Origin of the sequence: Deefgea sp. CFH1-16, from assembly GCF_016881365.1 — a bacterium.
Taxonomy (GTDB): Bacteria; Pseudomonadota; Gammaproteobacteria; order Burkholderiales; family Chitinibacteraceae; genus Deefgea.
On the sequence record NZ_WLYT01000001.1, the window covers coordinates 2446857 to 2471883 of the forward strand.

The 25027-nt window shown below is 44.0% G+C and carries 23 protein-coding genes and 4 pseudogenes; 12 read left to right on the forward strand and 15 right to left on the reverse strand.

Features of this window, described 5'->3' with window-relative positions; translation table 11 throughout:
- Positions 1-65 precede the first annotated feature (65 nt).
- Both GKO28_RS13330 and GKO28_RS13335 read left to right on the forward strand, forming a co-directional pair.
- Positions 66-869: a cache domain-containing protein gene (locus tag GKO28_RS13330; RefSeq protein ID WP_203564156.1), complete on the forward strand. Its 804-nt coding sequence runs from the start codon at positions 66-68 to the stop codon at positions 867-869.
- 10 nt (positions 870-879) lie between these two features.
- The gene (locus tag GKO28_RS13335; RefSeq protein WP_203564157.1) at positions 880-1689 is read left to right on the forward strand and encodes a methyl-accepting chemotaxis protein; all 810 of its coding nucleotides are present in this window, start codon (positions 880-882) and stop codon (positions 1687-1689) included.
- A 47-nt stretch (positions 1690-1736) separates the two neighbouring features.
- Here the strand turns inward: GKO28_RS13335 and GKO28_RS13340 are convergent, their stop codons facing one another.
- From GKO28_RS13340 to GKO28_RS13400, 12 genes and pseudogenes are all read right to left on the reverse strand, one after another.
- Positions 1737-2372, reverse strand: coding sequence for a TolC family protein (locus GKO28_RS13340; RefSeq protein ID WP_203564158.1), 636 nt, complete (start codon positions 2370-2372; stop codon positions 1737-1739).
- A 37-nt stretch (positions 2373-2409) separates the two neighbouring features.
- Positions 2410-3153: a TolC family protein gene (locus tag GKO28_RS13345; RefSeq protein ID WP_203564159.1), complete on the reverse strand. Its 744-nt coding sequence runs from the start codon at positions 3151-3153 to the stop codon at positions 2410-2412.
- Positions 3150-4742 carry an efflux RND transporter permease subunit gene (locus tag GKO28_RS13350; protein WP_374220732.1) on the reverse strand — a complete coding sequence of 531 codons (1593 nt, stop codon included), beginning with the start codon at positions 4740-4742 and terminating at the stop codon, positions 3150-3152. Before GKO28_RS13350 ends, GKO28_RS13345 begins: the two co-directional genes overlap by 4 nt.
- Positions 4743-4776: 34 nt before the next feature.
- The gene (locus GKO28_RS13355) at positions 4777-6216 is read right to left on the reverse strand and encodes an efflux RND transporter permease subunit (protein ID WP_307839020.1); all 1440 of its coding nucleotides are present in this window, start codon (positions 6214-6216) and stop codon (positions 4777-4779) included.
- Positions 6217-6512: 296 nt separating this feature from the next.
- Positions 6513-6851, reverse strand: coding sequence for an efflux RND transporter periplasmic adaptor subunit (locus GKO28_RS13360; protein WP_182076587.1), 339 nt, complete (start codon positions 6849-6851; stop codon positions 6513-6515).
- Entirely contained in the window at positions 6820-7554 is a 735-nt protein-coding gene (locus GKO28_RS13365; protein WP_182076588.1) for an efflux RND transporter periplasmic adaptor subunit, read from the reverse strand. Before GKO28_RS13365 ends, GKO28_RS13360 begins: the two co-directional genes overlap by 32 nt.
- Positions 7555-7706: 152 nt before the next feature.
- Positions 7707-8651: pseudogene (glsA, locus tag GKO28_RS13370) on the reverse strand (glutaminase A).
- Positions 8648-10192 (reverse strand): putative glutamine/gamma-aminobutyrate antiporter GadC, encoded by a 1545-nt coding sequence (gene gadC / locus GKO28_RS13380; RefSeq protein WP_182076589.1) that lies wholly within the window; start codon positions 10190-10192, stop codon positions 8648-8650. Before gadC ends, glsA begins: the two are co-directional and overlap by 4 nt.
- 69 nt (positions 10193-10261) lie before the next feature.
- Positions 10262-10849 carry a carbohydrate porin gene (locus tag GKO28_RS13385; protein ID WP_182077489.1) on the reverse strand — a complete coding sequence of 196 codons (588 nt, stop codon included), beginning with the start codon at positions 10847-10849 and terminating at the stop codon, positions 10262-10264.
- Between the two features lie 8 nt (positions 10850-10857).
- Positions 10858-11532 (reverse strand): hypothetical protein, encoded by a 675-nt coding sequence (locus tag GKO28_RS13390; RefSeq protein WP_182076590.1) that lies wholly within the window; start codon positions 11530-11532, stop codon positions 10858-10860.
- A gap of 132 nt (positions 11533-11664) precedes the next feature.
- Positions 11665-13059 (reverse strand): glutamate decarboxylase, encoded by a 1395-nt coding sequence (locus tag GKO28_RS13395; protein ID WP_182076591.1) that lies wholly within the window; start codon positions 13057-13059, stop codon positions 11665-11667.
- Between the two features lie 639 nt (positions 13060-13698).
- A complete protein-coding gene (locus GKO28_RS13400; protein ID WP_182076592.1) occupies positions 13699-14523 on the reverse strand; it encodes a PhzF family phenazine biosynthesis protein in 825 nt (274 codons plus the stop codon).
- Between the two features lie 212 nt (positions 14524-14735).
- Here GKO28_RS13400 and pcnB point away from each other — a divergent pair.
- From pcnB to panC, 4 genes and pseudogenes are all read left to right on the forward strand, one after another.
- A pseudogene (pcnB, locus tag GKO28_RS13405) lies at positions 14736-16080 on the forward strand (polynucleotide adenylyltransferase PcnB).
- A gap of 4 nt (positions 16081-16084) precedes the next feature.
- The gene (gene folK, locus GKO28_RS13410) at positions 16085-16585 is read left to right on the forward strand and encodes a 2-amino-4-hydroxy-6-hydroxymethyldihydropteridine diphosphokinase (protein WP_182076593.1); all 501 of its coding nucleotides are present in this window, start codon (positions 16085-16087) and stop codon (positions 16583-16585) included.
- Between the two features lie 129 nt (positions 16586-16714).
- The gene (gene panB / locus GKO28_RS13415; RefSeq protein WP_182076594.1) at positions 16715-17506 is read left to right on the forward strand and encodes a 3-methyl-2-oxobutanoate hydroxymethyltransferase; all 792 of its coding nucleotides are present in this window, start codon (positions 16715-16717) and stop codon (positions 17504-17506) included.
- 171 nt (positions 17507-17677) lie between these two features.
- The gene (panC, locus tag GKO28_RS13420) at positions 17678-18520 is read left to right on the forward strand and encodes a pantoate--beta-alanine ligase (RefSeq protein WP_182076595.1); all 843 of its coding nucleotides are present in this window, start codon (positions 17678-17680) and stop codon (positions 18518-18520) included.
- Between the two features lie 98 nt (positions 18521-18618).
- Here panC and GKO28_RS13425 read toward each other — a convergent pair whose 3' ends face one another.
- Positions 18619-19155, reverse strand: coding sequence for a restriction endonuclease (locus GKO28_RS13425; RefSeq protein ID WP_307839109.1), 537 nt, complete (start codon positions 19153-19155; stop codon positions 18619-18621).
- A 554-nt stretch (positions 19156-19709) separates the two neighbouring features.
- Positions 19710-20186: a YitT family protein gene (locus tag GKO28_RS13430; RefSeq protein ID WP_203564162.1), complete on the reverse strand. Its 477-nt coding sequence runs from the start codon at positions 20184-20186 to the stop codon at positions 19710-19712.
- A gap of 228 nt (positions 20187-20414) precedes the next feature.
- Here GKO28_RS13430 and GKO28_RS13435 point away from each other — a divergent pair, with 228 nt between their 5' ends.
- From GKO28_RS13435 to GKO28_RS13460, 6 genes and pseudogenes are all read left to right on the forward strand, one after another.
- Entirely contained in the window at positions 20415-21116 is a 702-nt protein-coding gene (locus GKO28_RS13435; protein WP_182076597.1) for a YbhB/YbcL family Raf kinase inhibitor-like protein, read from the forward strand.
- A gap of 111 nt (positions 21117-21227) precedes the next feature.
- Complete coding sequence (locus tag GKO28_RS13440) at positions 21228-21893, forward strand: flagellin FliC (RefSeq protein ID WP_182076598.1); 666 nt, start codon at positions 21228-21230, stop codon at positions 21891-21893.
- 56 nt (positions 21894-21949) lie between these two features.
- Positions 21950-22045: pseudogene (locus tag GKO28_RS22950) on the forward strand (hypothetical protein); the annotation flags it as partial.
- Between the two features lie 247 nt (positions 22046-22292).
- Complete coding sequence (locus GKO28_RS13450) at positions 22293-22844, forward strand: DUF1415 domain-containing protein (RefSeq protein WP_182076599.1); 552 nt, start codon at positions 22293-22295, stop codon at positions 22842-22844.
- Positions 22844-23521, forward strand: coding sequence for a peptidoglycan DD-metalloendopeptidase family protein (locus tag GKO28_RS13455; RefSeq protein WP_182076600.1), 678 nt, complete (start codon positions 22844-22846; stop codon positions 23519-23521). Before GKO28_RS13450 ends, GKO28_RS13455 begins: the two co-directional genes overlap by 1 nt.
- Before the next feature lie 97 nt (positions 23522-23618).
- Positions 23619-24107, forward strand: coding sequence for a dihydrofolate reductase (locus GKO28_RS13460; RefSeq protein WP_182076601.1), 489 nt, complete (start codon positions 23619-23621; stop codon positions 24105-24107).
- Positions 24108-24277: 170 nt separating this feature from the next.
- Here GKO28_RS13460 and ppa read toward each other — a convergent pair.
- Positions 24278-24810, reverse strand: a pseudogene (gene ppa, locus GKO28_RS13465) (inorganic diphosphatase).
- Between the last annotated feature and the right edge of the window lie 217 nt (positions 24811-25027).

Here is a 25027-nt window from a genome sequence, read left to right on the forward strand (position 1 = left end):
ATTTTTTTTGATTGGGTATTCTTACATAAGGGGCTCCTGAATATAATAATTAAATGGAAATGATCATGTTGATGTCGTTTAAAATTCGTACTCGTTTGTTTTTGTTGAGTGTTTTGGCTTTGTCTGGTATGGCGATCATTATGTCGGTTGGTCTTTATAATCAAAAGCAACTCACATTAGATGATCGAAAGTTTGCGATTAAAAGCCAGGTTGAAACTGCGGTTTCTATTATTAAGCATTATCAAGATTTGAACCGCAGTGGGGTCATGAGCGTCGAGGAAGCGCAAAAATCAGCAATTGCTGCAATGCGTCATGTACGTTACGGCAATGGAGAATCTTTTTTTATTACTGATACGCAACAAGTTTATAAATTGTCACCAAATAAACCTGAATATGAAGGACAAAATAAAAGCACGTTGCAGGATAAAAATGGCAAATTTTTATTGCAAGACTTAACTCGTGCGGCACAACAAGGCGGCGGTTATGTTGATTATTATTTTAGTAAACTAGGTAGTGCTCAAGCATTACCGAAGGTTTCCTATGCGGCCTTAATTCCTGAGTGGAATTGGGTGATTGGCACTGGTGTTTATATTGATGATATTGACGCCGAAATGAAAAATAGATTGATTTGGGGAATCGTTGAGCTAGCCATTTTAGCAATTTTGGTGAGTTTGCTGGCATGGCTGATTACATCGAGTATTTTGCGTCAATTGGGTGGCGAGCCAAGTGAGGGGATCAAGTTGATGCAGCAGCTAGCGCAAGGTGATTTGCAGCTGAAAATGCAGCAGGCGCCAGCGGGGAGTATGTTTGCTTCTTTGGCAGAAATGGCGGCCAGTTTGCGTAAAGTGATGCTGGATGTAAAAAAATGACGCTGATGTTTTGAGCCAACAAGCCACGCAAATCGCGCATTCGAGTCAATCCATTGCCTTGGCAGCTAATCAGCAAACGGATGCAACCAGTGCCATGGCCGCAGCGATGGAAGAACTTACCGTTAGCATTAGCCATATTTCGGATAGCTCTAGCCTTACTGAACAGGCATCGCGGCAAGCCACAGCTTTGTCACGTGATGGTGTTGAGCAAGTGGCAATGGCAACAACGACGATGGAGCATATTGCTGCGAGTGTGACACAAGCAAGCGGCCAAATTCGGGCGTTAGACACTCAAACGAGAGAGATTTCGGGTATTGCCGCGGTCATTAAAGATATTGCGGGACAAACGAATTTATTGGCTTTAAATGCTGCGATTGAGGCTGCACGCGCAGGTGAGCAAGGGCGAGGTTTTGCGGTGGTGGCCGATGAAGTTCGAAAACTAGCAGAACGAACCGCTAATGCCACAGTGCATATTGAAACCATGCTTAATGCGATTCAAGGTGAAACCGTGAATGTGGTGACGGTGATGGATGAGGCGATTCCGCAGGTGGTTCGTGGCGTGGCGTTGGCGCAGCAAGTTAAACAATCACTGAGCCAAATTCAAGAGGGGGCCGAAGCCACACTGACACATTTGCATGAGGTTGCATCAGCAACGCGCGAGCAAAGTTTGGCCAGTAATAGTATTGCGATGCGCGTGGAGGATATTTCGCAAATGGTGGAGAAAACCAGTAGCGCGATTGCGCAAACGGCGAAAAATGCGAGCCAAGTGGAGCAAGTGGCAATTCAACTGAATCGGGCTGTGGGGCAGTTTAAGGTGTAACTAAGCGGCTGTGTTGCTTTATGCAAAGGAACACAGCCGCTGGTTTTTTAATGTAAAGAGGGTTTATTGCTTGATTGCTGATCAAGCTGATTAATCCAATCGCCACCTAGACTGAGATATAAATTCGCCGCACTACTCAAATACGCGACTCGTGCAGAGGTTGCCGATTGCTGAGCTGAATAAGCTTGGCGCTGTGCATCGAGAACGGTTAAATAAGGTGCCAAACCGCCGTTGTATTGCAGTGATGCCAGCGTTGAATATTCCAGATTGGTATTGACCAGCTGTGTCAGTGATTTTAGGGTTTTTCCATCGGCTTGGTAGCTCGATAAGGCATTCTCTACATCAGCAAAAGACTGTTGTATCGTTTGTAAATAGCGCTGCTCTGCCGCTTGAGTTTGTGCTTCGGCGCTTTTGACTTGCCCTTGCGTTGAGCCGCCTGAAAAGACGTTGCCACTGGCTTGTGCGGCTAAACTCCAGATTGAGCTACCTGCTTTGAGTACATTATTTAATTGCTCACTAACCCCTCCCGCTAAGCTAGTGAGTGATATTTGTGGAAAGTATGCTGCTCGTGCTACGCCAATTTGTGCGTTGGCAGCTTCAAGTTGTCTTTCTGCTTCTAAGATATCAGGGCGATTACTGAGCAAATTTGAAGGTAGGGCACTAGGTACAATTGGCGCACTCAAGCTTTCGAGTGTTTTTCCTCGAACAATTGGACCTGGATTACGTCCTAATAGAATCGACAGTGCATTTTCTGTGCTGACAATGGCTTTTTTCTATTGGGGGGATATTCGCTTCGGCTTGTTGGTATTGGCTTCGAACTTGCTCAAGTGTAATCCGTGCAACTACGCCATATTTGAATTGTAATTCAAATAATTCTATGGTTTTTTGGTAGCTATTGAGGGTATTTTGGGCGATGCGAAGTTGTTGATCTAGACCAAGCAACTGTAAGTAGGTTTGAACTGTGGATCCTGCTAGGCTTAGTAACACGCCACGTCTTGCTTGTTTGCTCGCCTCTAATTGCGCGTTAGCCGATTCACTTTGTCTGCGTAATCCACCCCATAAATCGATCTCCCAGTTCACATTTCCTAAGAGTTGATAGTTTTTAGTGACTTGCTGTCCGCCAGCTAGGCGCTCCGCAGCGGATCGTCCACGCGTTACGTTAGCTTGATAGCCAATCGATGGAAAAAAAGCAGATCGGGCGACGGCGAGTTCGCCCTCAGCAGCATTGACATTAGCTAGCGCAATTGCCAAATTTCGATTGTTAAGAACGGCTTCTTCGACATAAAGGTCAAGTTGTGGATCATTAAATTGTCGCCACCAAGCGGTATCTAATACCTGTTGACCAGTACTGCTGGGTGCAAACATGAAGCTGTCGGGAATCTCGGCTATTGGTCGTTTAAAGTCGGGCCCAATAGCGCAAGCAGAAAGTAGTGTAATAGCAACTAAAGGAGTGAGATATTTCATTGTGGCTGCTCCTCTGAAGCGTTTGCATCAGGCTTTGCTTCTTCTTTAGTGGGCTCTATGGCTTTTTTGTTTCTTTCACGCCAACTTTCGAAGTGGTAGTAAAACAATGGGACAAAAATTAATGCAAGAGAAGAAAGTAAAACCATCCCACCAATAATGCCAGTGCCAATCGAATGGCGTGCATTGGCGCCACTTCCTGATGCAAGTGCCAAAGGTAATGTGCCTAACATAAATGCAAGCGAAGTCATAATAATGGCGCGTAAGCGTAATTCACCTGCTTCAACAGCGGATTCAAGTAAACTATGGCCAGCTTGATGCTGTTTGATAGCAAATTCTACAATTAAAATTGCGTTTTTTGCCGCCAAACCCACTAAAACCAATAAGCCGATTTGCATATAAACATCATTATCTAGTCCGCGCAACCAAGTAAAAATCAAGGCCCCCAGCAAACCAAAAGGGACGGCACAGATGACAGCAGCGGGGAGCGACCATGATTCAAATAGCGCCGCTAAGATCAAAAAGACCATCAAAATACCGAGCAAGAAAATATAAATCGAATCGTTGCCCGAAGTCGTTTCTGAATAAGATAATCCCGCCCATGCGTAGCTATAACTGCTTGGTAATGTTGCTGCAGCGACTTCTTCTAGGGCTGAGATTGCTTGGCCTGAACTGTAACCTGGTTTGGGTGAGCCAATAATGTTGACTGCTGGAAACCCATTAAAGTGGGACATGATTGTTGGACCATTGACGAAACTCATATTCACCACCGCAGACAAAGGCACCATGTCGCCACTTTGTGAACGGGTATAAATTTGATCAATGTCTTCTGGTTTTTGCCGGTAGCGAGCTTCTGCCTGCATGGTGACATCCCAAACACGGCTGTATTGATTAAACTGACTCACCCTTAATGAACCAAACTGGGCTTGTAGCGCAGATAAAACGTCAGAGATAGGTACACCAATTAGGTTGCTTTGCTCTCGGTTAATCGTAACTTTGAGCTGTTGGCTATTGGCATTAAAAGTGCTGGTTAGACCTGTTAATTCTGGCCGCTTACTGGCCGCAGCGACAAACTTTTGCAGCACTTGCTGCATTTGTTCTGGGGTATCTGTCCCTTTGTTTTGCAACCAAATTTCAAAGCCACCAGAAGTACCTATGCCTGGTATCGGAGGGGGAACTAGTGGAATAACATATCCACTAGATATACCTTTAGTTTCTTTGGCTATTTGTTCAGTCACAGCAAATACAGATTCTGAATCAGACTTCCTCTCGCTAAATGGCTTTAAGCCAATAAATGCAGTTGCTGCATTGGTTTTAACTTGTCCATCGAGCATGCTAAACCCATTAATCATGGTGTTGTAACTAACAGAAGGATTGTCGCGAATTATTTTGTTGAGTTTCTCACTTGTTTTTATGGTTCTTTGCAAGCTTGCTGCTTCGGGCATCATCAGCGCCGCTAGCATATAGCCTTGGTCTTCTTGCGGCACAAAGCTAGTTGGCACGATTCTGAACAATTGCCACAAACCAACAACCATAACGCCCAATAGCAAAACAGAAAGTGCTGAACGCCGAATAATCGTATGTGAAATCACCCCATATGATTTCGTTAGTTGAACAAACCAATTATTAAACCAAGCAAAAAAAACCTTTGGTCGGTGGTGATGTGCGTTTGAGTAAGATGGCGCAAAGTGTTGGCGTAAGTGTGAGTGCTGTTACACCAGATATTAATACGCCACTTGCAATGGTGGTGGCAAATTGCTTGTAGAGTTGGCCTGTGGTGCCAGATACAAACAATGCTGGGATGAAAACGGCTGAAAGAACGAGCGTCATACTTAAAACCGCCCCAGAGACCTCGTCCATTGAAAGGATTGCGGCGTCTTTTACTGACATTTCTGGGTGTTCATGAAGGGTGTGTTCTACGTGCTCAATGACGACAATAGCATCATCGACCACTAACCCAATTGCGAGTACCAAGCCAAACAAAGTTAATAAATAAATAATAGAAAACCCCATTGCTGCTAAGCCAATAAATGCGCCCAATAGAGAGACAATAATTGCAATCGTCGCAATGACAGTGGCCCGTAGGTTTTGTAAAAATAAATACATTACAAAAATAACCAGTATCAATGCTTCAAATAATGTGATAACAACTTCCTTTATTGAATCTCGGACAAAGTCTGTTGTATCTAAAGCGATGGTATAGTCTAAGCCACTTGGAAAATCTGCTTTTGTAGCATTAAGTGTTTCACGGATGGCATTCGAAACATCAATGCTATTCGCTCCGGCTTGAAGGTATACACCAATCGCAGATGTGGGTTTATCATTAAATACATTTTCACCTGAGTAATATTGTCGGCCAAATTCGACTTTTGCTACGTCTTTTAAATGGACAATTGCATTGCCATTTTGGGACGCTTTAATAATCATATTTTCATAAATGCTTGGGTCGGAAAAAGCACCATCGGTTACGACTGGGAAGGTCATTTCAACCTGACCTTCATTGGGCGCTTGTCCGATTTGCCCTGCACCAACCAGCGCATTTTGACTGGCAATTGCTGATTTAATATCACTGGTTGTAACGCCTAAAGAGGCCATATTGCGAGGGTTTAACCAAACACGAATTGCTTGGTCTGGCGAGCCAAATAAAGTGGCTTGTCCAGCGCCAGGAACTCGTTTAATTGCATCCATAATATTGATGTTGGTGTAATTATCGAGCTGAGCTGAAGACATTTCCCCCGATTTATCATAAACAGCAATCACCATTAAAATACTCGAAGACTGCTTTTCTACCGATACACCGTTTTGAGAAACAATTGCTGGCAATTGTGGTAATGCGCGATCTACTCGATTTTGTACTTGAACTTGAGCAATGTCAGGATCTGTTTCTAGATTGAAGTAAGCCGTAATGGTAATGGTGCCGCTCGATGAGCTGCTTGACTTCATATACAGTAAATTATCAACCCCAATAATTTGTTGTTCGATAGGGGCGGCGACAGTTTGTGCGACAGTTTGTGCATCAGCGCCAGGATAATTGGCGGTGATTTGTATTTGCACTGGTGCAATCACCGGGTATTGCTCGACGGGCAGGCTATATAGCGCCAAAGCACCCACACAATTGAAATGACAATGGAAATTACTGCGGCAAAAATTGGCCGTTCAATAAAAAATCGAGAAAACATAGTAGGCCTCGTTTATTTTTTTGCCGCAGAAGGGGTGTCAATAGTCCTGAGTTAGACCAAGGGATTTATTCATTTCTGCTGCATTTAACGGAGTCACTTTGAGTGGTGCTTCTGGGCGCAAGGTGGTTACGCCATCGACGACAACTTGTTCGCCAGCATTTAAACCACTGTTGACAAACCAGCCTAAGCCTCGCCATTGTCCGGTTGTAACTGGGCGATATTCCGCTTGTGTGAATTTTTACCGACAACCCAAACATAATTGGTTCCTGCGCCTTGCTGGACTGCTCGTTGCGGTAACAAAATGGCGTTTGGACGAATAGCACCTTTTAAGACTACATTGACATATTGATTGGGTAATAAGGCGCCATTAGGGTTGTCTACTGAGGCCCTGACCATGAAAGTACCGGTATTACTATTATAAAAAGGCGAGGCAAAAGTGAGTTTGCCCCTTTGAGCATAAATTTGATTATTTCCAAGTAAAATTTCTGCTTCATATAGTCCGTTTGTAGGCGCACGTAGCAAACCTTTTTTTATTGCTTCTGTTTGGCTTTTGGCGTTGATTCTCTGAAACGCTAAAATTAATCCACATTGGTGATAGCGTTGCGACGGTGGTCATTTTGCTATTACTAGCATCGATATAAGTGCCAACAGAAGGAATTGCCATGCCGCTGATGCCATCAACTGGGGAAGTAATCACGGTGTAGCTTAGATTTAATTCGGCTTGCGTTACGTTGGCTCTCGCTTGGCTTACGCTTGCTTTTGCTTGCTGAAAAGTCCCTATGGCATTATCAAGGTCAGCCTGGGAAGCTGCGCCGCGTGGTGTTAATTCGTTATATCGGTTTAAAGTCAGTTGCGCGGTATTTAGAGCGGCTTGATTATTGGCCAGCTGAGCGCGAGCTGCATCTAATGCAGCTTGAAATGGTCGTTGATCAAGTTTAAATAAAACTTGATTTTTAGTGACTTTGCCACCTTCGGTATAATTTTTACTGTCAAGGTAACCAGAGACTCGAGCGTGAATGTCAACATTTTGCGAGCTTTCGACACGTGCCACAAAAGGAAAGTCAACCGGTATATCTTGAGGCGCAATCGTGATCGCAGTTACTGCAGTTACTGGGATATTCGGTTTTTCAGATTTTTTGTCACAGCCAGTTAAAGTAATGAGGGTTGCAATAAAAAAGCTGCTATACCATCTTGCATGAGTGTTGCGCTGAGTCATGCAGTTCATATTTCTCTCCGATATATATTGAGTGAAGCAGCTTTAATGTTAATTAGACTGTTTATTGCACTCATTTTAAAAATTTTAATTTATTCGGTATTAGCAATTGTTAGGTATGGCCTATTTTTTAAAAGAGACCATTACCTTTTTATTGTTTTAATTTAATTTACGGCGTATAAATTTAAGCCCAATTCTTTTGCAATGTAAGCAACCATTAACTGACCACGAACACTATTGCCAATTGGATCAAGGGGAGGGGAGAAGCCGGCAATGGCTAATTGCCCAGGAGCAATGGCTAAAATACCGCCACCGACGCCACTTTTTCCGGGCAATCCAACAACGGTATAGGCCCAATCTCCAGAACTATCATAAAGGCCTTCCATTGTCATTTCGGCTAAAATACGAGGCACATTTTCAGTTTTCAATACCCTTTGTTTATTTAAAGGGTTAATACCGCCTGCCGCCAATGTTGCGCCCATGACGGCCAAATCTTTCGTTGAGATTAAAGTCGAGCATTGTCGGGTGTAGACATCGCAAGCTTCCATTGGGTCTGAATACATCGTTCCGGCAGAATAAAGCAGCCAAGCAATCGCGCGATTATGGAAGTTAGTCGTTTGCTCCGAACGATTAATTTCTTCGCTAAGTGCAATCTGCCGTCCTGCAAGTTGGCTTTGCATGCCTAAAATACGTGACCAACGCTCTTCAGGACTATTTGCTTTGATCAAGCTCACTGTTGCCATCGCACCAGCATTCACAAGTGGTGACAGTGGTTTTCCACCATGTAACTCAAGTGCCATTACAGAGTTGAAAGGTAGGCCTGTTGGGTCTGCGCCAATTTTGTGTTATGTACTTCCTCAGCCCCAACGTCTTCAAGAGCGAGTGCCAATGAAAATACTTTGGAGATCGACTCTAAAAGCAAATTCATAATTTGAATCGCCGCATTCAAAAACTGTGCCATCTTTGGTAACTACCGTCACACCCGCTAGCGAAGAAGGTACTGATGCGAGATAAGGAATGTAGCTCGCATTTTCACCACCCGCAGCTTGTGCAAATTTATCGTATGCCTCTTTAACTACTGCGGCTATTTTTGCGTGATCCAAGCTCATTGTCCCACCCCTTTATTTTCATCTAAGACCACCACTTTGGTTTGAACTTCACTTGGATTACGGCCTTCTAATTCCCAACCAAATGCTTCAAAGTCACTCGCACCTTCAGTTGTTTTCCAATGTGGTTTACGGTTGGCATAAATTAATAGTGGTATTGCGACAAAAATGACATTGCCAGCGATGAGAATACCGATATAGGTACTTGGGCTACCTACTGAAATTTGTGATGGAGGTACGAATGACAAAATAAATGCGACCATTGCGCCAACTAAACCTGCGCCGGCAAAAATCCACATCCCTGCACTGCCAAATGGCACAGCATATGGACGTTTGGTGACTGGTTCAGTGTGGCGCAGATGGATTGCAGCGGAGAACATTAAGAAATACATGATTAAGTAAAGCGTTACAGTTAATTGGCTTAAGATTTGATATGCAGCTTGTACCGATGGCAAAATGACAAACATAACGGCCAAGAAAGTAACGACTAAGCCTTGGCAAATCAAAAGATTTGATGCCACGCCATTTTTATTGAGCTTTTGGAAAAACGGAGGTAAATATCCTGCGCGGCCAACTACAGCAATGGCAGCTGATGGGCCAGAAACCCACACAGTTACACCACCAATCACACCTGCAAATAGCGCTAATGCAACAATAGATCCTGCCCATGGAATGCCATACATGCGGAAAAAATCGTTGTAAGCGACTAGCAGACTTTGCGTTAAATTAATCTCACTTTGTGGTACGACGAGGCCAATGGCTAGTGTTCCGAGCACAAAAATAGCTACAGTCGCTAGAGATGAAATTAAAATTGCTAATGGATAGTTTCGACTTGGGTTGTCAATTTCTTTAACGTGGATAGCATTCATTTCCATACCAGCATAAAAAAGGAAAATACCAGCAGCTAAAACCAAATTATCAAATTTAGAAAAATCAGGAATCAGCTTCTCCCAACCTAATTCAATATGAATTGGACGGCCTTCAATTAAATAAATGGCACCCAATAAAATAAGAATTGCCGCAGGAATGATCGTACCAATAAGGCCGCCCCATTTACTAATTGCTGATGACGATTTAACGCCTCGTAATGTGACTAATGTTGCGCCCCAATAAACAACAAGAACCGCAATAATGGTATATACCGAGTTTTCAGAGAGTGCGACGTCCCACGTTTTATTTGGACCAACAAATGCCAGCGAAACCCATGCAAAGGTGAGAACGGTAGGAAACCAAATCGTTGATTCCACCCATAATAAAAAGATCGCAACAAAGCCCCAGCGAGGTCCAAAGGCTTCGCCTACCCAGCGAAATACCCCGCCTTTTTGTGGCCAAGCTGTCGCTAACTCTGCAGCAACAATTGAAACAGGGATTAAAAAGAAAACTGCAGCAAAGATGTAATAAAAAATCGAAGTTAATCCATATTCTGCTTCTGCAGGTAGTCCGCGAAGGCTTACCACTGCAGTTATGTTCATAATTGCTAATGTCATTACACCGAGCGTGGCTTTGCGTAAAGTGCCACTCTTAGCAGGGGCTGCGGTAGTCATAGGTTTCTCCAATTATTGTTTCTATTTGAATTTAGAAAGCAAAAAATTTTTTGAATTACATTTGAAAATTTAAAACATCAGTGTTGAACGTAATGAAAGTGTCCAAGCACTATTCCTAGTTGGATCCGCACCAGGGTTATGAACATATTGCACATCGGGAGTAATGAGCAAACCCTTTGCTACAGTCCAATTCCAATACAATTCAATTAATTTTTCATTGCGTAATTGCTTTTGGTTTGATGTGTTTTTTGCTGGATCGCTATAGCCAAACGCTAAACCTATTTGATCAGTAGGACTGCGTTGAAGTGGATTGTTGAGTGCTGTACCTAATGCATAAGAGCTTTTGATCGCTGTGGTATACCCAGAAGCCCGATTCGCCCTGCCAAATATCGCCCATGAGTCATTTAAATTTTGAGCCGCATTAAATGACCATCCATGGCTCTTGGGTGATTGCAATTGAACACTAGGTACTTGGTAATAAGTCATTGAGTATTGAGCTGACCCAAGTCCTTCAAATTTCGGGGTCCATTGAGCATAGGCAAACCATGAATAGCCACCATCACCAAAGTGCTTAGTTGATAGTGTTGCCCCGCTGATGTTGTCCGCGCTTTGAAAACCAGTTGCAAACTGCAGTGTGCTACTTGGATTAATTTGTATATAGGAGCCTAAACCAGCAACAGCATAAGTGGTGTACCATTTTGACTTAAAATATCATTATTAAAATTTTGCTGTTGGCTCCCTAAATATTGATTGCCATCAAAATTATAAAAAGGATATTGTCCTATAGAAATCAAGACTTTATTACCTGGTAATGCTTGAGTGTAAGTCAATTGGGCAAATGTATTTTGCCGTGTGCCAAAATCGTTATTGGGGGTCACTAATCCTAAATTGTTTTGGAGATCTGCACCATTTTGATTGGTGCTGTATCGAACCCAAGTGTAGGCAAACTGTAATGAGCCAGTACCAATAGTATTATTTTGAAATAGCGTCCAATCTAATGATGGTGTCGCTAGCCATTGTCCAGCTGGGCTACCGCCGCTTGGTCGACCCCATTGTTGTAAGTAACTCAGATCCATTGACCATGAGATATGGTCTTCTTTGGCTGTTTTGGTTTTAAATGCTGAATATTCGCCATAGAGATCACTTGCATCCTGATATAAAGAATGCCTAGCTGTTGCGCGATCAATATTGTCTTGGATACGGCTAATTTTATGAACGTCTTCGGCATCTGAAGATTCTTTAGTTGACGAATCACTTTGAGCCGATGCAATTTGAGCCGCACTTATTAAAGCAATTCCACTCGCAATTTTAAATACGTACTGACTACGACGTGTTCGCATAATCTTCCCCTAATTGATTAGGATGCTACAAAATCAATCAGTTAGATTTCAAAGTAATTCATCAGCAGCGCTAAGATGAATAAATTCATATAGAACGACTGCTGATGATTCTTTAAATAGTAAAGTTTTTTTTTAGTGTTTAAAACCACTGGCTTCTTCTTCTGATAGCGGCACGGTAACAGGATGTTTGCTGAGATGCGCTACGGCTTCTTTATAGTCTTTCAGCAATAAGCTGGCGAGATCACGACTAAAACCATGACGAACTAAAATGCGTTGTACTGGAGTATTTTCTAAATGAGCCGGTAAGGTATAAGCAGGTACTAACCAGCCGCGCATGCGCAGGCGATCGGCAAGATCAAATAAACTAAAGTCATGATCAAGACCATCTTTAAGTTTCCAAGTCAGCGCTGGAATGCCTTGTTTGGGGTCGCCGTTATAAATGATTTCAAATGGCCCCATTTTGCTAATTTCATCGGACAAGAACATCGCCGTGTCATAGCAGGCTTGGTGAATCTTACGGTAGCCTTCTTTGCCAAGACGCAATAACGTATAGTATTGCGCAACAATTTGTCCGCCCGGACGAGAGAAATTCAAGGCAAATGTTGGCATTTGGCCGCCAAGATAATTCACATTGAAAATCAAATCTTGAGGCAAATCTGTTTTGTCACGCCAAATAACCCAACCTACACCGAGTGGCGCTAAACCAAATTTATGGCCAGAAGCATTAATTGATTTCACGCGTGGCAAACGGAAATCCCAAACGAGCTCTGGATAAGTAAATGGAGCAAGAAAACCACCACTAGCACCGTCAATGTGCATGGAGATATTCAGCCCCGTGTCTTTTTGCAATTGATCTAAAGCATCGCTGATTTCTTTTACTGGCTCATATTGGCCGGTAAAGGTAATACCCAGTGTGGGAACCACGCCGATGGTATTTTCATCACAACGCTTAAGCACTTCTGCTGCATTCATTACAATCCGGCCGTTATCCATGGGGATTTCACGAATTTCAATGTCCCAGTAGCGAACAAACTTATGCCAACAAATTTGTACTGGCCCAGTGATTAAATTTGGTTTGTCATACGGTTTGCCAGCCGCTTTTTGTCTAGCACGCCATTGCCATAACAATGCCAGTCCACCCAGCATCGCCGCTTCGCTAGAGCCAGTTGTTGAAGTGCCAAGAGTATTACTGGCATCAGGTGAGTTCCATAAATCCGCAATCATATGAACACAACGAGCTTCTATTTCTGCTGTTTGTGGATATTCATCTTTATCGATCATATTCTTATCGATCGTCATATCCATGATTTGATGGACTTCAGGCTCTGCCCATGTTTGGCAGAATGTGGCTAAATTTTGTCGTGAATTACCATCAAGCATGAGCTCATCGGTAACTACTTGCAGTACATGGCGAGCTTCGTGCTCTTGTGCGGGCATTTTGTATTTTGGCAAAGCGACTGATAGATCATTTGAAGCAAAAACTTCATCCAATAAATCGCTTCGTACTGATTTTTTCTCGTGCAGCATTTTTAATCCTCTAGATGATGATTCATAGCTTATGGCTAGATAACCGCCAGTTAAAATGGATTTAGCGCTTATTTATAGATCATAAATTCAAGTCTGTATTCCATTCTAGCGTGTGGAATTAAATTCTTACGTGATTATTTTTAATGCTTTCATTTTATATAATTAGTTTGTTTTTATATGTAAGTGATATTAGCTATTTATTTATCGCATAGTTAGTGGGTGTTAGTGTTTTTTATGGCGGTATTGCTCTATAAGTCCATATTTATAAGGATTCTAGAGATATACCCAAATAAAATAGGGTAAAAAAAATATTTTGTGTTTTTTTATTTATGGAAAATAGCCTGATATATAGTAAGAAGCACGATGGGCTTTGGGTGAGGATTTTGAGCGTGAAAGTACTTTTTCCATAAAAAAACAACCGCTTAATTTTTAATCTGACTGGTTGGGGCTTGCATGAAAATTTTGAGTGGTATTTTTTACATCAGATGTTTTTTGTAAGCTGGTGTTGGATTTTTGTATGGTTTTTTGTTTTTGTCAGGCACGATGAGGTGGGGTAAGTGCTGCGGATACGAGTACAAAACTAAAGTTTGCGCTCAGTTAGGGCTGCTGAGCGCATTTTCAATGCGAAACGAAGTGCAGTTAAATCCAAAATTCACCTTGGCCAATTTGATGAACTTGTCCACTGACCTTGATGCTTGTATCTACATCAAGTTGTAAACGAGCGATGCGATCAATGCGGTGGCCTTGTTCCACGATGAGGCTAAAGGGCGTTGGTTTATTTTGTGCGAGCAAAAAGCCACCTAAGTTGGCGCAGGCTGAGCCAGTACCAAAATCTTCAGCAGATACGCCATTTTGATTCCAAAAATAACGCGCAATGACTGTTTCCCCAGCGTAAGCCCAGACCAATGCACCCGCACGCCCTTCTAAATTGATGGCCACTTGCATGAACTGCTCCGAAATAGGCTGGCAAGCGGCGACGCTATCGGCACGATCTAATTGAATAATTAACTGCTCTGTGCCGCAATTAACAAATAGTGGTTGTTCCACAATATGACTACTGCAGATACCCAGGGCGCTCGCGAGTGCAGTTAATTCGGGGCCATCGCGATAGCTGGGTGAATTGGCGGTGAGTGTGACTTGATGACCATCGACTTGCACAGGGATTAATCCCGCTTTCATTTGCAGTGTGAGCTGTGGACGGCCTTGAGCAATCACAAAGGCGGTGCCAAGCGTTGGGTGGCCTGCAAATGGCATTTCATAGCTGGGGGTGAAAATACGTACGGCCGCATCTGCTTGATCACTCGGCGTGACAAAAGTGATTTCAGAAAGATTCATCTGCTGGCCAAGCGCGGCCATTTCTGTGGCTGTTATCGCGCTAGCATCGGGAAAAACCGCCAGCGGGTTGCCGGAAAACAAGTGTTCGGTCGTAAAAACATTGACGAGCTGATATTGTATTTTTCTCATTCTTGTCCCTTAGGTATATGCATATAGCTTATTAAATGAATGGCTTATATGGTTATACCTATCAAATTTCAGATTATTTAAGATTGATCAATAAGTGTGATTAGTCCACTTTTGTTCTGGAATCTTCACGCAGCGCATAAATCATCCACTGAATGCAGCACTCCGCTTGTATAATATTGGGTTTCGCCTCTTTGCAGCTTCAAAATTACTCCATGATTCGTAAATTTATCGGCAAGGTGCTACGGCGCCCAGGACGGCGTGTCGTGCACGCCAAGCATTATGGTATTCGCCGTGATCAACTGCACTCTGGTGCGTTGAAAGTCTGTGATCGTCTGCAAGCGGCGGGTTACGAGGCGTATATCGTGGGCGGAGCAGTGCGTGATTTATTGCTTGGTAAGTCACCCAAAGATTTTGACGTTGCGACTAGCGCTACGCCGGAGCAGGTGCGGCATATCTTTAATCGTTCGCGCATTATTGGCCGCCGTTTCCGAATTGTGCATGTGCCATTTTATGATCGCGGCGGTGAAGAGATTATTGAAGTGACCACCTTCCGTGGTAGCGCAGAGTCCCCCACCGATGCCAGTGGACGAATTATTCGTGACAATGTCTATGGCACGATTGCTGAAGATGCTGATCGTCGTGACTTTACGGTTAATGCCTTGTATTACGATCCAAACACCGAAGAAATCATTGATTTTCACCACGGTATCGAAGATTTAGAAAAGCAGCAGTTGGTGATGATTGGTGATCCGGTTAAACGCTATCACGAAGACCCAGTCCGGATGCTGCGTGCCGCACGATTATCGGCCAAATTGGGTTTGGCGATTGCGCCAGATACCCGCAAGCCAATTCGTGATCATGCCGCTTTACTGGAGAACATCCCGTCAGCGCGATTGTTTGATGAAATGATGAAGTTATTGCTGTCGGGCAAAGCTTGGGATTGTATGCAAGCGTTGCGGGCGCATGGTTTACATCAGCCGTTGTTTCCATTGTTGGACAAGCTGCTTTCTCAACCAGAAACTGCCAAGTTTTTACAAAAAGCACTTGAAAACACCGATCAGCGCTTAGCTGATGATAAGCCGGTTTCGGCTGGATTTTTGTTTGCCGCTTTACTTTGGCACGAAGTCGAAGCGCTTTGGCAAAAGCGTCTTGCTGCCGGTGAAACCAAAATCAGCGCCTTGATCGACGCGATGAATGACGTTGAAAGTAAAGTTAGTAAACGTTTAGCGGTGCCTAATCGCTATAGTGCGGCAATGAAAGAAATTTGGTTATTGCAGCCGAGATTTGAGCAACGGGTTGGTCTGCGTCCGTTCCGATTATTAGAGCAAGCGCGGTTTCGGGCGGCGTATGATTTCTTACTATTTGCGCGCCGATTGCGGTTTAGTGGAAAAATCATTGGCCGATTGGTGGACGCAATTTCAAGTGAGTGACGAAACCGAACGAACGGCGATGATTGACTTGGCGGCCAAAAATGGCCAATCGGGTGATGCGCCCGCCAAACGTCGTAAACGTAGTCGTCAGCGTAAACCTGCGGCTCTAAAGCAGTCTGGAAACTAAAGCGATGAAAATTTTTGTCGCTTTAGGCGCGCCCAATTTGGGTGATCCAATCGCCCAACTCAATACAGCATTGGCCAGCTTAGCTGCTTGGCCAAAAATGACGCTGGTGCGCAGCTCGTCTTTTTATCGTAGCGCTGCAGTGGGTTATACCCAACAACCGGATTTTGTGAATGCGGTTTGCGAAATCGATACCGAGTTGACTGCGCTTGACGTTTTGGCGGCTTTACTCTCGATTGAGACCCAAAACGGCCGTGCTCGTGAATTTAAAAACTCACCCCGCACCTTGGATTTGGATTTGATTTTGTATGGTCAAGCGCAATATGACTTGGCAGACTTGCAAGTTCCTCATCCACGGATGCACCAGCGGGCATTTGTTTTGCAGCCCTTGTTGGAAATCGCGCCTGAAATTGAAATTCCACAACTCGGTCCTGCGAAGCACTTTCTTGCTGGCGTGGCCGAGCAAGTGTTGACGCGCATTCCTCAGAAAGCCACGCTTGCGGCTTAAATGTATCGATTTTCTGATCTATCTCCATTAGGATTGGTGCACTTTGCGGGGACGGCCCAATTTGCCGTCATCGCAGCGCCAACAGCAGCATCAAAAGTGCTGATCTTTTAACTGCATGGATATCGAACCATGAAGACGACTCTGACTACATTACAAAAAATGAAACAAGATGGCCAAAAAATAGCCATGTTGACTTGCTATGACGCTAGCTTTGCGACGCTATTGGATGCCGCAGGCGTGGATATTTTTTTGGTTGGTGATTCGCTTGGCAATGTGATCCAAGGGCATCGCTCAACTTTGCCGGTGACCATGGATGATATGCATTACCACACACAGGCAGTGGCGCGTGGCACGCAATCGGGTCTAGTTTTGGCTGATCTCCCCTTTGGTAGTTATCAAATTTCACACGCCCAAGCCTATGAAAACGCCGCACGGTTGATGGCTGCTGGTGCTGAAATGGTCAAAATTGAAGGCGGTGCAGTCATGGTCGATACCGTTCAATTTTTGGTGCAACGCGGTATTCCAGTCTGCGCACACATCGGCTTACAGCCGCAATCGGTGCATGTGTATGGCGGATATAAAGTACAAGGCAAAACGGAATTAGAAGCTGAAGTGCTGTTACGCGATGCATTGGCATTACAAGCCGCAGGTGCCAGCATGGTGTTGATGGAAATGGTGCCGGCCTCAGTTGCCAAAACAATTACCGAATCGCTGTCTGTCCCTACAATTGGTATTGGTGCTGGCGTTGATGTCGATGGCCAGGTGCTGGTGCTGTACGACATGCTCGGCGTGTATCCTGGTAAGAAAGCCCGTTTCGTGAAAAACTTTATGAGCGGCAGCCATAGTATTCAAGGCGCGGTTGAAGCGTATGTGAAAGCGGTAAAGGGCTTAACTTTCCCCGCCGAAGAGCATTCGTTTTAATTAAAAATCGGATCACGAATAGGACGAACAAGGCCGAATTAAAGCTTAAGCCGTCGTTTTAATCGGCCAATTGCGGTGTCTCTCCTGTGTTTATATTGTCGCGCTCAGGGTTTCGTTGCTTTCGTGCTCCGGTCGTTGTTATCTACCTTCAAATTTCAGTCATCACACACCATGAAAATCATCCATACGATTGCAGAACTTCGCGCTTGGCGCAAAACCGTGGGCACGGTGGCTTTTGTGCCGACAATGGGTAGTTTGCATGCGGGGCATATGTCGCTCATCCATGCGGCAAAAGCCGCTGCGGAACATACCGTCGTGAGTATTTTTGTGAATCGCTTGCAGTTTGGTCAAGGCGAGGACTTTGATCGCTATCCGCGCACGCTAGAAAACGACGCGGCACTGATCGCCGAGCAAGGTGGCGTGGATGTGATTTTTGCTCCGGACGAGAAAGAACTGTATCCGAATGTGATTCAGCAATATCAAGTCACACCACCAGCAATTGCAGAAGAACTCTGCGGTGCGTTCCGCCCAGGGCATTTCCGTGGCGTCGCGACGGTGGTGACTAAATTATTCAATATCGTTGAAGCCGATATTGCGTGTTTTGGTAAAAAAGATTTCCAGCAATTATTTGTCATTCAGAGCATGGTGAAAGATCTGAATATGAATATTCAAATCTTGCCGGTTGATACCGGCCGTGCCGAAGATGGTTTGGCTTTGTCCTCACGCAATGCGTTTTTAAGCGCCGATCAGCGCAATGAGGCGCCGCGTTTATATCATCATTTATCGCGGATGAAAGCGGCAATTGAAGCGGGGGATCGGGATTATTCTAAACTCGCGGTGCAAGCGGTCACTGATTTACGCGTGCGCGGTTGGCATGATATTGATTACGTCGATACACGAAATGCCGAAACGTTAAAAGCCGCCTCAAATACTGATCACAAGTTAGTGATATTGATTGCCGCTCGGATCGGCAGTACTCGACTTATCGATAACATTGAAGTTAATCTCGACTAAATCGTAAATCACGAAAATTAAAAAATCATCGTCACCATCATGGCGATGATTTTTTTATGCAAAATGAAACTGACAATTAAATATAATATCGGCTAAGTTCAATTTTTTAGGCTTTCTTCATCTAGTTCAGCGCCTTTGATTCTTCGCAATAAAGCCCACAATCGGCGCTGCTTTTTCTCGGTCAATAATTCTATTTGTGCTAATAAGTCATATTCGCTGCGTAATTGAATTTGATGGCTATTGGCAAATAAATGCGCTGCTTCACTGACATGACCGCGGTGCAAGATCAAACCTTCGGTTGCTCTCTCATGCACCATAACGCCAAGAAAATGCCGGATTTCGACGAGATCAATAATTGCGAGTGTGCTGCAATGAATTACTTTGCTAATGATTTCATTTTTCCAAATTAAGATATCAAGACTATTATTAACCCCCATGGTAAATAATGAGTATTTGATACCTTTAACTTGATAGTAGGCAATACACAACTGCTTGAATTGCTGTTCGTTTAGATTTTTAATTAAATCAATTCGCCAGGTCGATCGTTCAAGGTATTGACTAATAGCGGAGAGGGTTATTTTTTTTAAACTGTGTGGTGCTTTCTTTGATTTGAGTGCGATGCCGAGATGATAGATTGGGTTTGTTTTCTTTGTTGATAAAAATAAATAAAATTATTGAGAAATAACATAGGCTGACAATAAGAAAGATGGCCAAATGAAGTTGTGGCAATAGGATCTTAAAATAGAATGCATCTTCTAGAAGTAAGCGAATAAAAAAATAGCCGACGATCAATATCGTAGGTATGAATACAAAGAATATTGCAGTGTATCGAATTTGGATTAACTGACGAAAGAAAGCGTTCAGTGTTGACATGGCGAATGGGAATCGTTGATTTTGGGTATATTACTGCATGTGTTTTTTTTCTATCAACACTTGATTGATTTTTGTAAGTTTGTGTTGGCTTTATGTGCTGGTTTGTTGCTGTGAGCGCATGAGTCGAATACTTGATTGCATTCGACTCATGCGGATTAAGCCATATTTAACGGTCGATTTAATGGCTTACATGCCCATATAGCGTCCGGTTTTATGATTGCTGGTAATGACTAAATTAAGTGCAAAAGCGCCAATGATTGAAATAATTAGTTGCTGCCAACTTACAATGGCTGCACCTACCGCTAAGATGGCTAAATCAATAATTAATTGAATATCCCCCAGCGCGCCAACCTTTGGTTTTTTGCAAATATAACGCCAATACCGTCACCCCAGCTAAGCTGGCTTTATGCCGAATCAACATTAATATGCCTACGCCTGCCATGAGGCCGCCCATTAAGCCGGCAAAAATAGGATTCAGATTGCCAAAACTAACCCAATGCGGCATCCATTCGGTGATTAAGGCTAAGCTCGCTACACAAGCAAAAGTCTTAAGGGTGAATTCTTTGCCGAATACTTTGTAAGCAAAAATATAAAACGGTACATTCAGTATAAATAAGATGAGGCCATAGGGTATATCGCTCAAATAAAATAAAATAAAGGTAAGCCCAGTAGTACCCCCTGTAATCAGTCCGGCATGCTTAAAAAGCTGGATGGCGAGTGCGACAAAGACAACGCCAGTGAGCATGCCTTGTAAGTCGTCAATTAAGGTGTGTGATAGGTGTTTTTGTGGCATGGCAAGTCAAAAAATTAAAGTGGCTTGCAGCATAGCGGCTTTTTATGTGATTGGCTGTAATGAAATCCCATCATGCGGTGATAAACAGTAATGTATTACTTTCATCATTTCATTTTAGGTAATTCAATTGAATTGCAAATAGGCGTGAACTAAGGTTTTGAGTTGAAAGTTTGCATTCTTTGCGCTTTCAAACGAAAATTTTTTTATTGAAATAAGGAATGTTGATTTATGAAAGTCGCTCAAGGTATTTCGATTATTGCTTTACAACTTTCTTTATTTGTACCTGCGATGGCCAGTACTGATAAAGTCGATAAAAAACTACATTATTCTCCTGTGGTTCAGCTCAAGCTTTCTTCCTCAGGCATTCAAAATGGCATTATTGATGCGAAATATGGTGCGGCATCAAAAGATAAGCTGGGTGCAATGCCTTTAGAGTCGATTCCATTGCAGTGGTCTAAAGGCCCAAAATCAACTGCAGCCTATGCGATCACGATTGTTGATTATTATGATACGTCACCGATTATTGGTTTTCCGTGGATCCATTGGTTGACGGTTGTTCCAGCCTCTACGACCTCGTTGCCAGCCAATGCCAGTCGTTCGCATGCAAATAATATGGTGCAAGGTGTGAATAGTTATTCTGACGGCGTAATGCTCAATATGCCGTCAATGAAAGGCTTTGATGTGCCTGCTGCACAAGCTGCGGCGTATGGTGGGATGGTGCCAGTGGGCTTTGCGCACAAATACACCATCAAAGTATTTGCTTTAAATCGTCCTTTGAATTTAAAACCGGGGTATTTTTATAATGAATTACTCACGGCAATGGAGGGGAAAGTGATTGGTGAGGGGACGTTGTACGGCGTTTACGATGCTTATATTGTGCATCCACCGAAAGCAGATCAGTCAGAGAGCTATATCAAGGCGCATGAATAGTCTTTGAATGACGATTTACGCTGGCGGCATGCCGCCAGTCATATTAGAGTTTTCCTATATTGATAATGAGCATAGTCTTAAAGTATTCAGCTTGAATGGCGGGAGATGATCATGATGATCAATTCGAATGTAATGGCTTTAGGGATGCAAAGTCGAGATGCGGTATCTCAATCGGCATCTTCCAAGGCCATGCAAAGTTTGTCGAGTGGCTCGCGAATTAATAGCGCTAAAGATGATGCGGCCGGTAGTGCTTTAATTGAGCAATTTGCCGCCCAAATTGCCGGTAGTAATCAGGCGGTGAGAAATCTAAATGATGGTATTTCTTTGGCGCAAACCGCCGAAGGGGTTTTGAGTTCGATTTCGGATAATACGGATCGATTGCGTGAATTAACGGTGGCAGCGGGTAACGGTACTTTGTCGGCGAGTGATCGACAGGCGATGCAGGCTGAGGCCGATGCATTGTCGCAAAGCAATGCGGATATGGTTAAAAATGCGCAATTTAATGGTCAGGCGCTGTTGCAGGGTGGCGCATTTAATTTTCAATCCGGGCTCAATGTCAATGATTTACTCAGTTTGAATAATCCAACCTTAAATGGTGCGAATGGATTGGCAAGTGCCGCCGGATCGCTCGATTTATCAAGCGCCAGTGCGGCCAATAGCAGTCTCTCTTTGCTGGATCGTGATATTGAGCTGATTGCTGGACAGCGAGCGCAATTGGGTGCTTTTCAAAATCGAATTGATAGCGGTATTCAAAATTTGCAAACCAGTGCTTTTTAAATTTATCTGCCGCCAAGAGTCGGGTTGCCGATACTGATTACGCCGCAGCAACGGCGCAATGGACACAAAATCAAGTGCGTAATAATGCTAATTTGGCGATGCAAGTTCAGGCGAGGGCGAATGCTGGGCAAGTGTTGAGTTTATTGCGTTAGGTTGGGTATTTGGATTTAGATTATATATTCTATGTGCTTTACACCTATACCCAGCATATTTTTATATTAAACATGAAGTGTTGCACGTGCTGACGACGATATTGGGTATGATGAATTTGCTATAACTTACGATAAAAAGGGCCGATCTGAATCGGCCCTTTTTAATGGCTTAAATCATCAATGGTGTTTGTAACGAGCCAAAATGAGCGCAGACAGGTAAAATTGCCGCTTCATTTGAGGAAACATCATGTCCCACGCCGAAATCATTCAAACAACACAGTATTGGCTCGAGCAAGCGGTGATTGGCTTGAATTTGTGCCCCTTTGCTAAATCCGTCTATGTCAAAAAAAAAATTCGCTACGTGGTGAGTGATGCGAAGCATTTAGATGGTTTTTTGGATGATTTGGATCGTGAGCTGGATTTTTTGCAACAAACCCCAGCCGATGAAGTAGATACCACGTTATTGATTCATCCGAGTTTGTTTCCGGATTTTGCGATTTTTAATGATGTGCAAGCACTGGCCGAAGACATCGTTGTTGAGCACGAACTGGATGGGATCTTGCAGGTGGCGAGTTTTCACCCCGATTTCCAGTTTGCCGATACCGAACCTAGCGACATCAGTAACTACACCAACCGTGCACCGTATCCGATTTTGCATTTGATTCGGGAAGATAGTATTGCGAAAGCCGTGGCTGCGTTTCCAAATCCGGATGTGATTTTTGAACGTAATATCGCCACCTTGGAAAAAATCGGTCTGGCCGGCTGGTTGGCCTTGGGCTTAAAAGCCAGCGGTCAATAATGCGGATTTGGATTGTTATTTTTAGTTTTTGCTTGGCCGCCTGCGGCAGTAATCCAGCTTCGGTTTCGGGGCCGACGCCTGCTGGTTTTTATCGCGTTAAATCGGGCGATACCTTGTATCGAATTGCCAAAAATAATGATCAAAGCGTTGCCGAGTTGCAGCGCTGGAATCGCTTATCCAAAAGCGATGATATTCAGGTCGGTCAGCTATTGCGATTGACGCCCCCAGCGGGGAGTACGGCAACGGCTAAGCCAAGCCCGACGCAGTCATCTCGACCGAGTTTGCCGGTGGTTAATCCGCCAAGCAGTGTGGGTATTGAGATGGTTTGGCCGGCTCAGGGGCCATTACTGTATAGCTATGCGCCGCCACGCGTTAAAGGCATTGGTATTGGTGGCAATTTAGGTGCGCCGATTGTTGCGGTTGCCGATGGTAAAGTGCTGTATTCCGGTGATGGGATTCGTGGTTATGGTTTGTTGCTGATTATTCAGCATGCGCAAGGGTATTTAACTGCTTACGCACATAATCAAAAATTGCTGGTGAAAGAGGGCGCGCAAGTGAAGCAGGGGCAAGCCATTGCGACGATGGGCAAAACCGGAACGGATAGTGTGAAGTTGCATTTTGAAGTGCGGTATAAAGGCAAAACCATCAATCCGGTGAGTGCACTGCCGAGTCGTTAATACCCAGTTTGGGGTCGCATAAAACGATAGAATTTCATTTAGATTAAAGATCGCTCGTCAATTTAAGGCAGCGTGTTTCTGAGTATTGGGGTACGAAATGCAAGTCGCAGTGATTTCGGCGGTTGGTTTAAACCGAGTAATTGGCATCAATAATCAATTGCCTTGGCGCTTGCCAGAAGATTTAAAGCACTTTAAAGCGCTGACCATGGGGAGCGTGATGCTCATGGGGCGTAAAACATTTGAATCTTTACCCGGCTTATTGCCCGGTCGAGCGCATTGGGTGATTAGCCGTAACTCGCAATGGTCTGCCGAGGGGGCAACGGTATTTGCTGGGCTGAATGAGGCCATTGATGCGGCCAAAGCGGCCGGGCATGAGCGAGTGTTTGTGATTGGTGGTGGAGAAATTTATCAACAAAGCTTGGCACTGGCCGATACGCTGTATTTGACCGAAGTGGCATTAAGCCCCGCAGGAGACGCATTCTTTCCTGAATTTTCTTTGCAACAGTGGCAAGAACAAAGTCGCGAACCGGGGGTCTCGAGCAACGGGATTGAATATGCTTTTGTGTGTTATAAAAAAGTAAAATAACTCAGGCTATCTGGCATGGGTATGTGCTTCTGGCTTTTTATTTGTAATGCTTAGATCTATATACCCATAGTATCAGCCTGAGATGATATTTCAACTGAAGCTAAACAATGCTCGTTGTTGCTACAAAAAAAGCCGATCAATGATCGGCTTTTTGCTGTTTTAGGGCGTGCTTATTTTTGTTGCGCGCGTTCAAAGCTAGTCATGATCTCAGCTTCAGCTGCGGCTTTATCGCCCCAGTCTTGTACTTTAACCCACTTGCCTTTTTCGAGCGCTTTGTAGTTTTTCGAAATAATGCTTCACTTGCGCCAGCAATAACTCAGGCAAGTCAGCCAAAGTTTTTGATGTGTGCATACATGGCACATACTTTTTCAACTGGCAATGCGATGATTTTTGCATCGTAGCCTGATTCATCTTCCATGCCCAAAACACCGATTGCACGGCATTTGATGACCATGCCTGGGGCGAGTGGGAATGGTGTGTGGACCAAAACATCAACAGGATCGCCATCGAGCGATAAAGTGTGCGGCACAAAGCCGTAGTTCATTGGGTATGACATTGAAGTGCCAACGAAACGGTCAACGATGATCGCGCCAGATTCTTTGTCAAATTCGTATTTAACGGGTGGTGCATTGGCAGGGATTTCGATGATAACGTTAAAGTCTTCTGGCAGGTTTTTGCCGGCTGGGATCTTGCTGATGTCCATGGTGGATTGTCCTGAGTAGATAAAGCGAAAGAAAACCCTAAATCAGTCGTCAGTATTACGCCGGCATAACCGGCGTTGACGGTGGGGTTTTCAAGGTTGCATTGAATATAAACCCCCCGATTATATCGATCCCTTGTGGCTCTTGATAGTTTGCTGAACGGAAAATGTAGGGAAAGTACAAATATTGCACTGCAATAAGGGCATGGCATACTGCTGC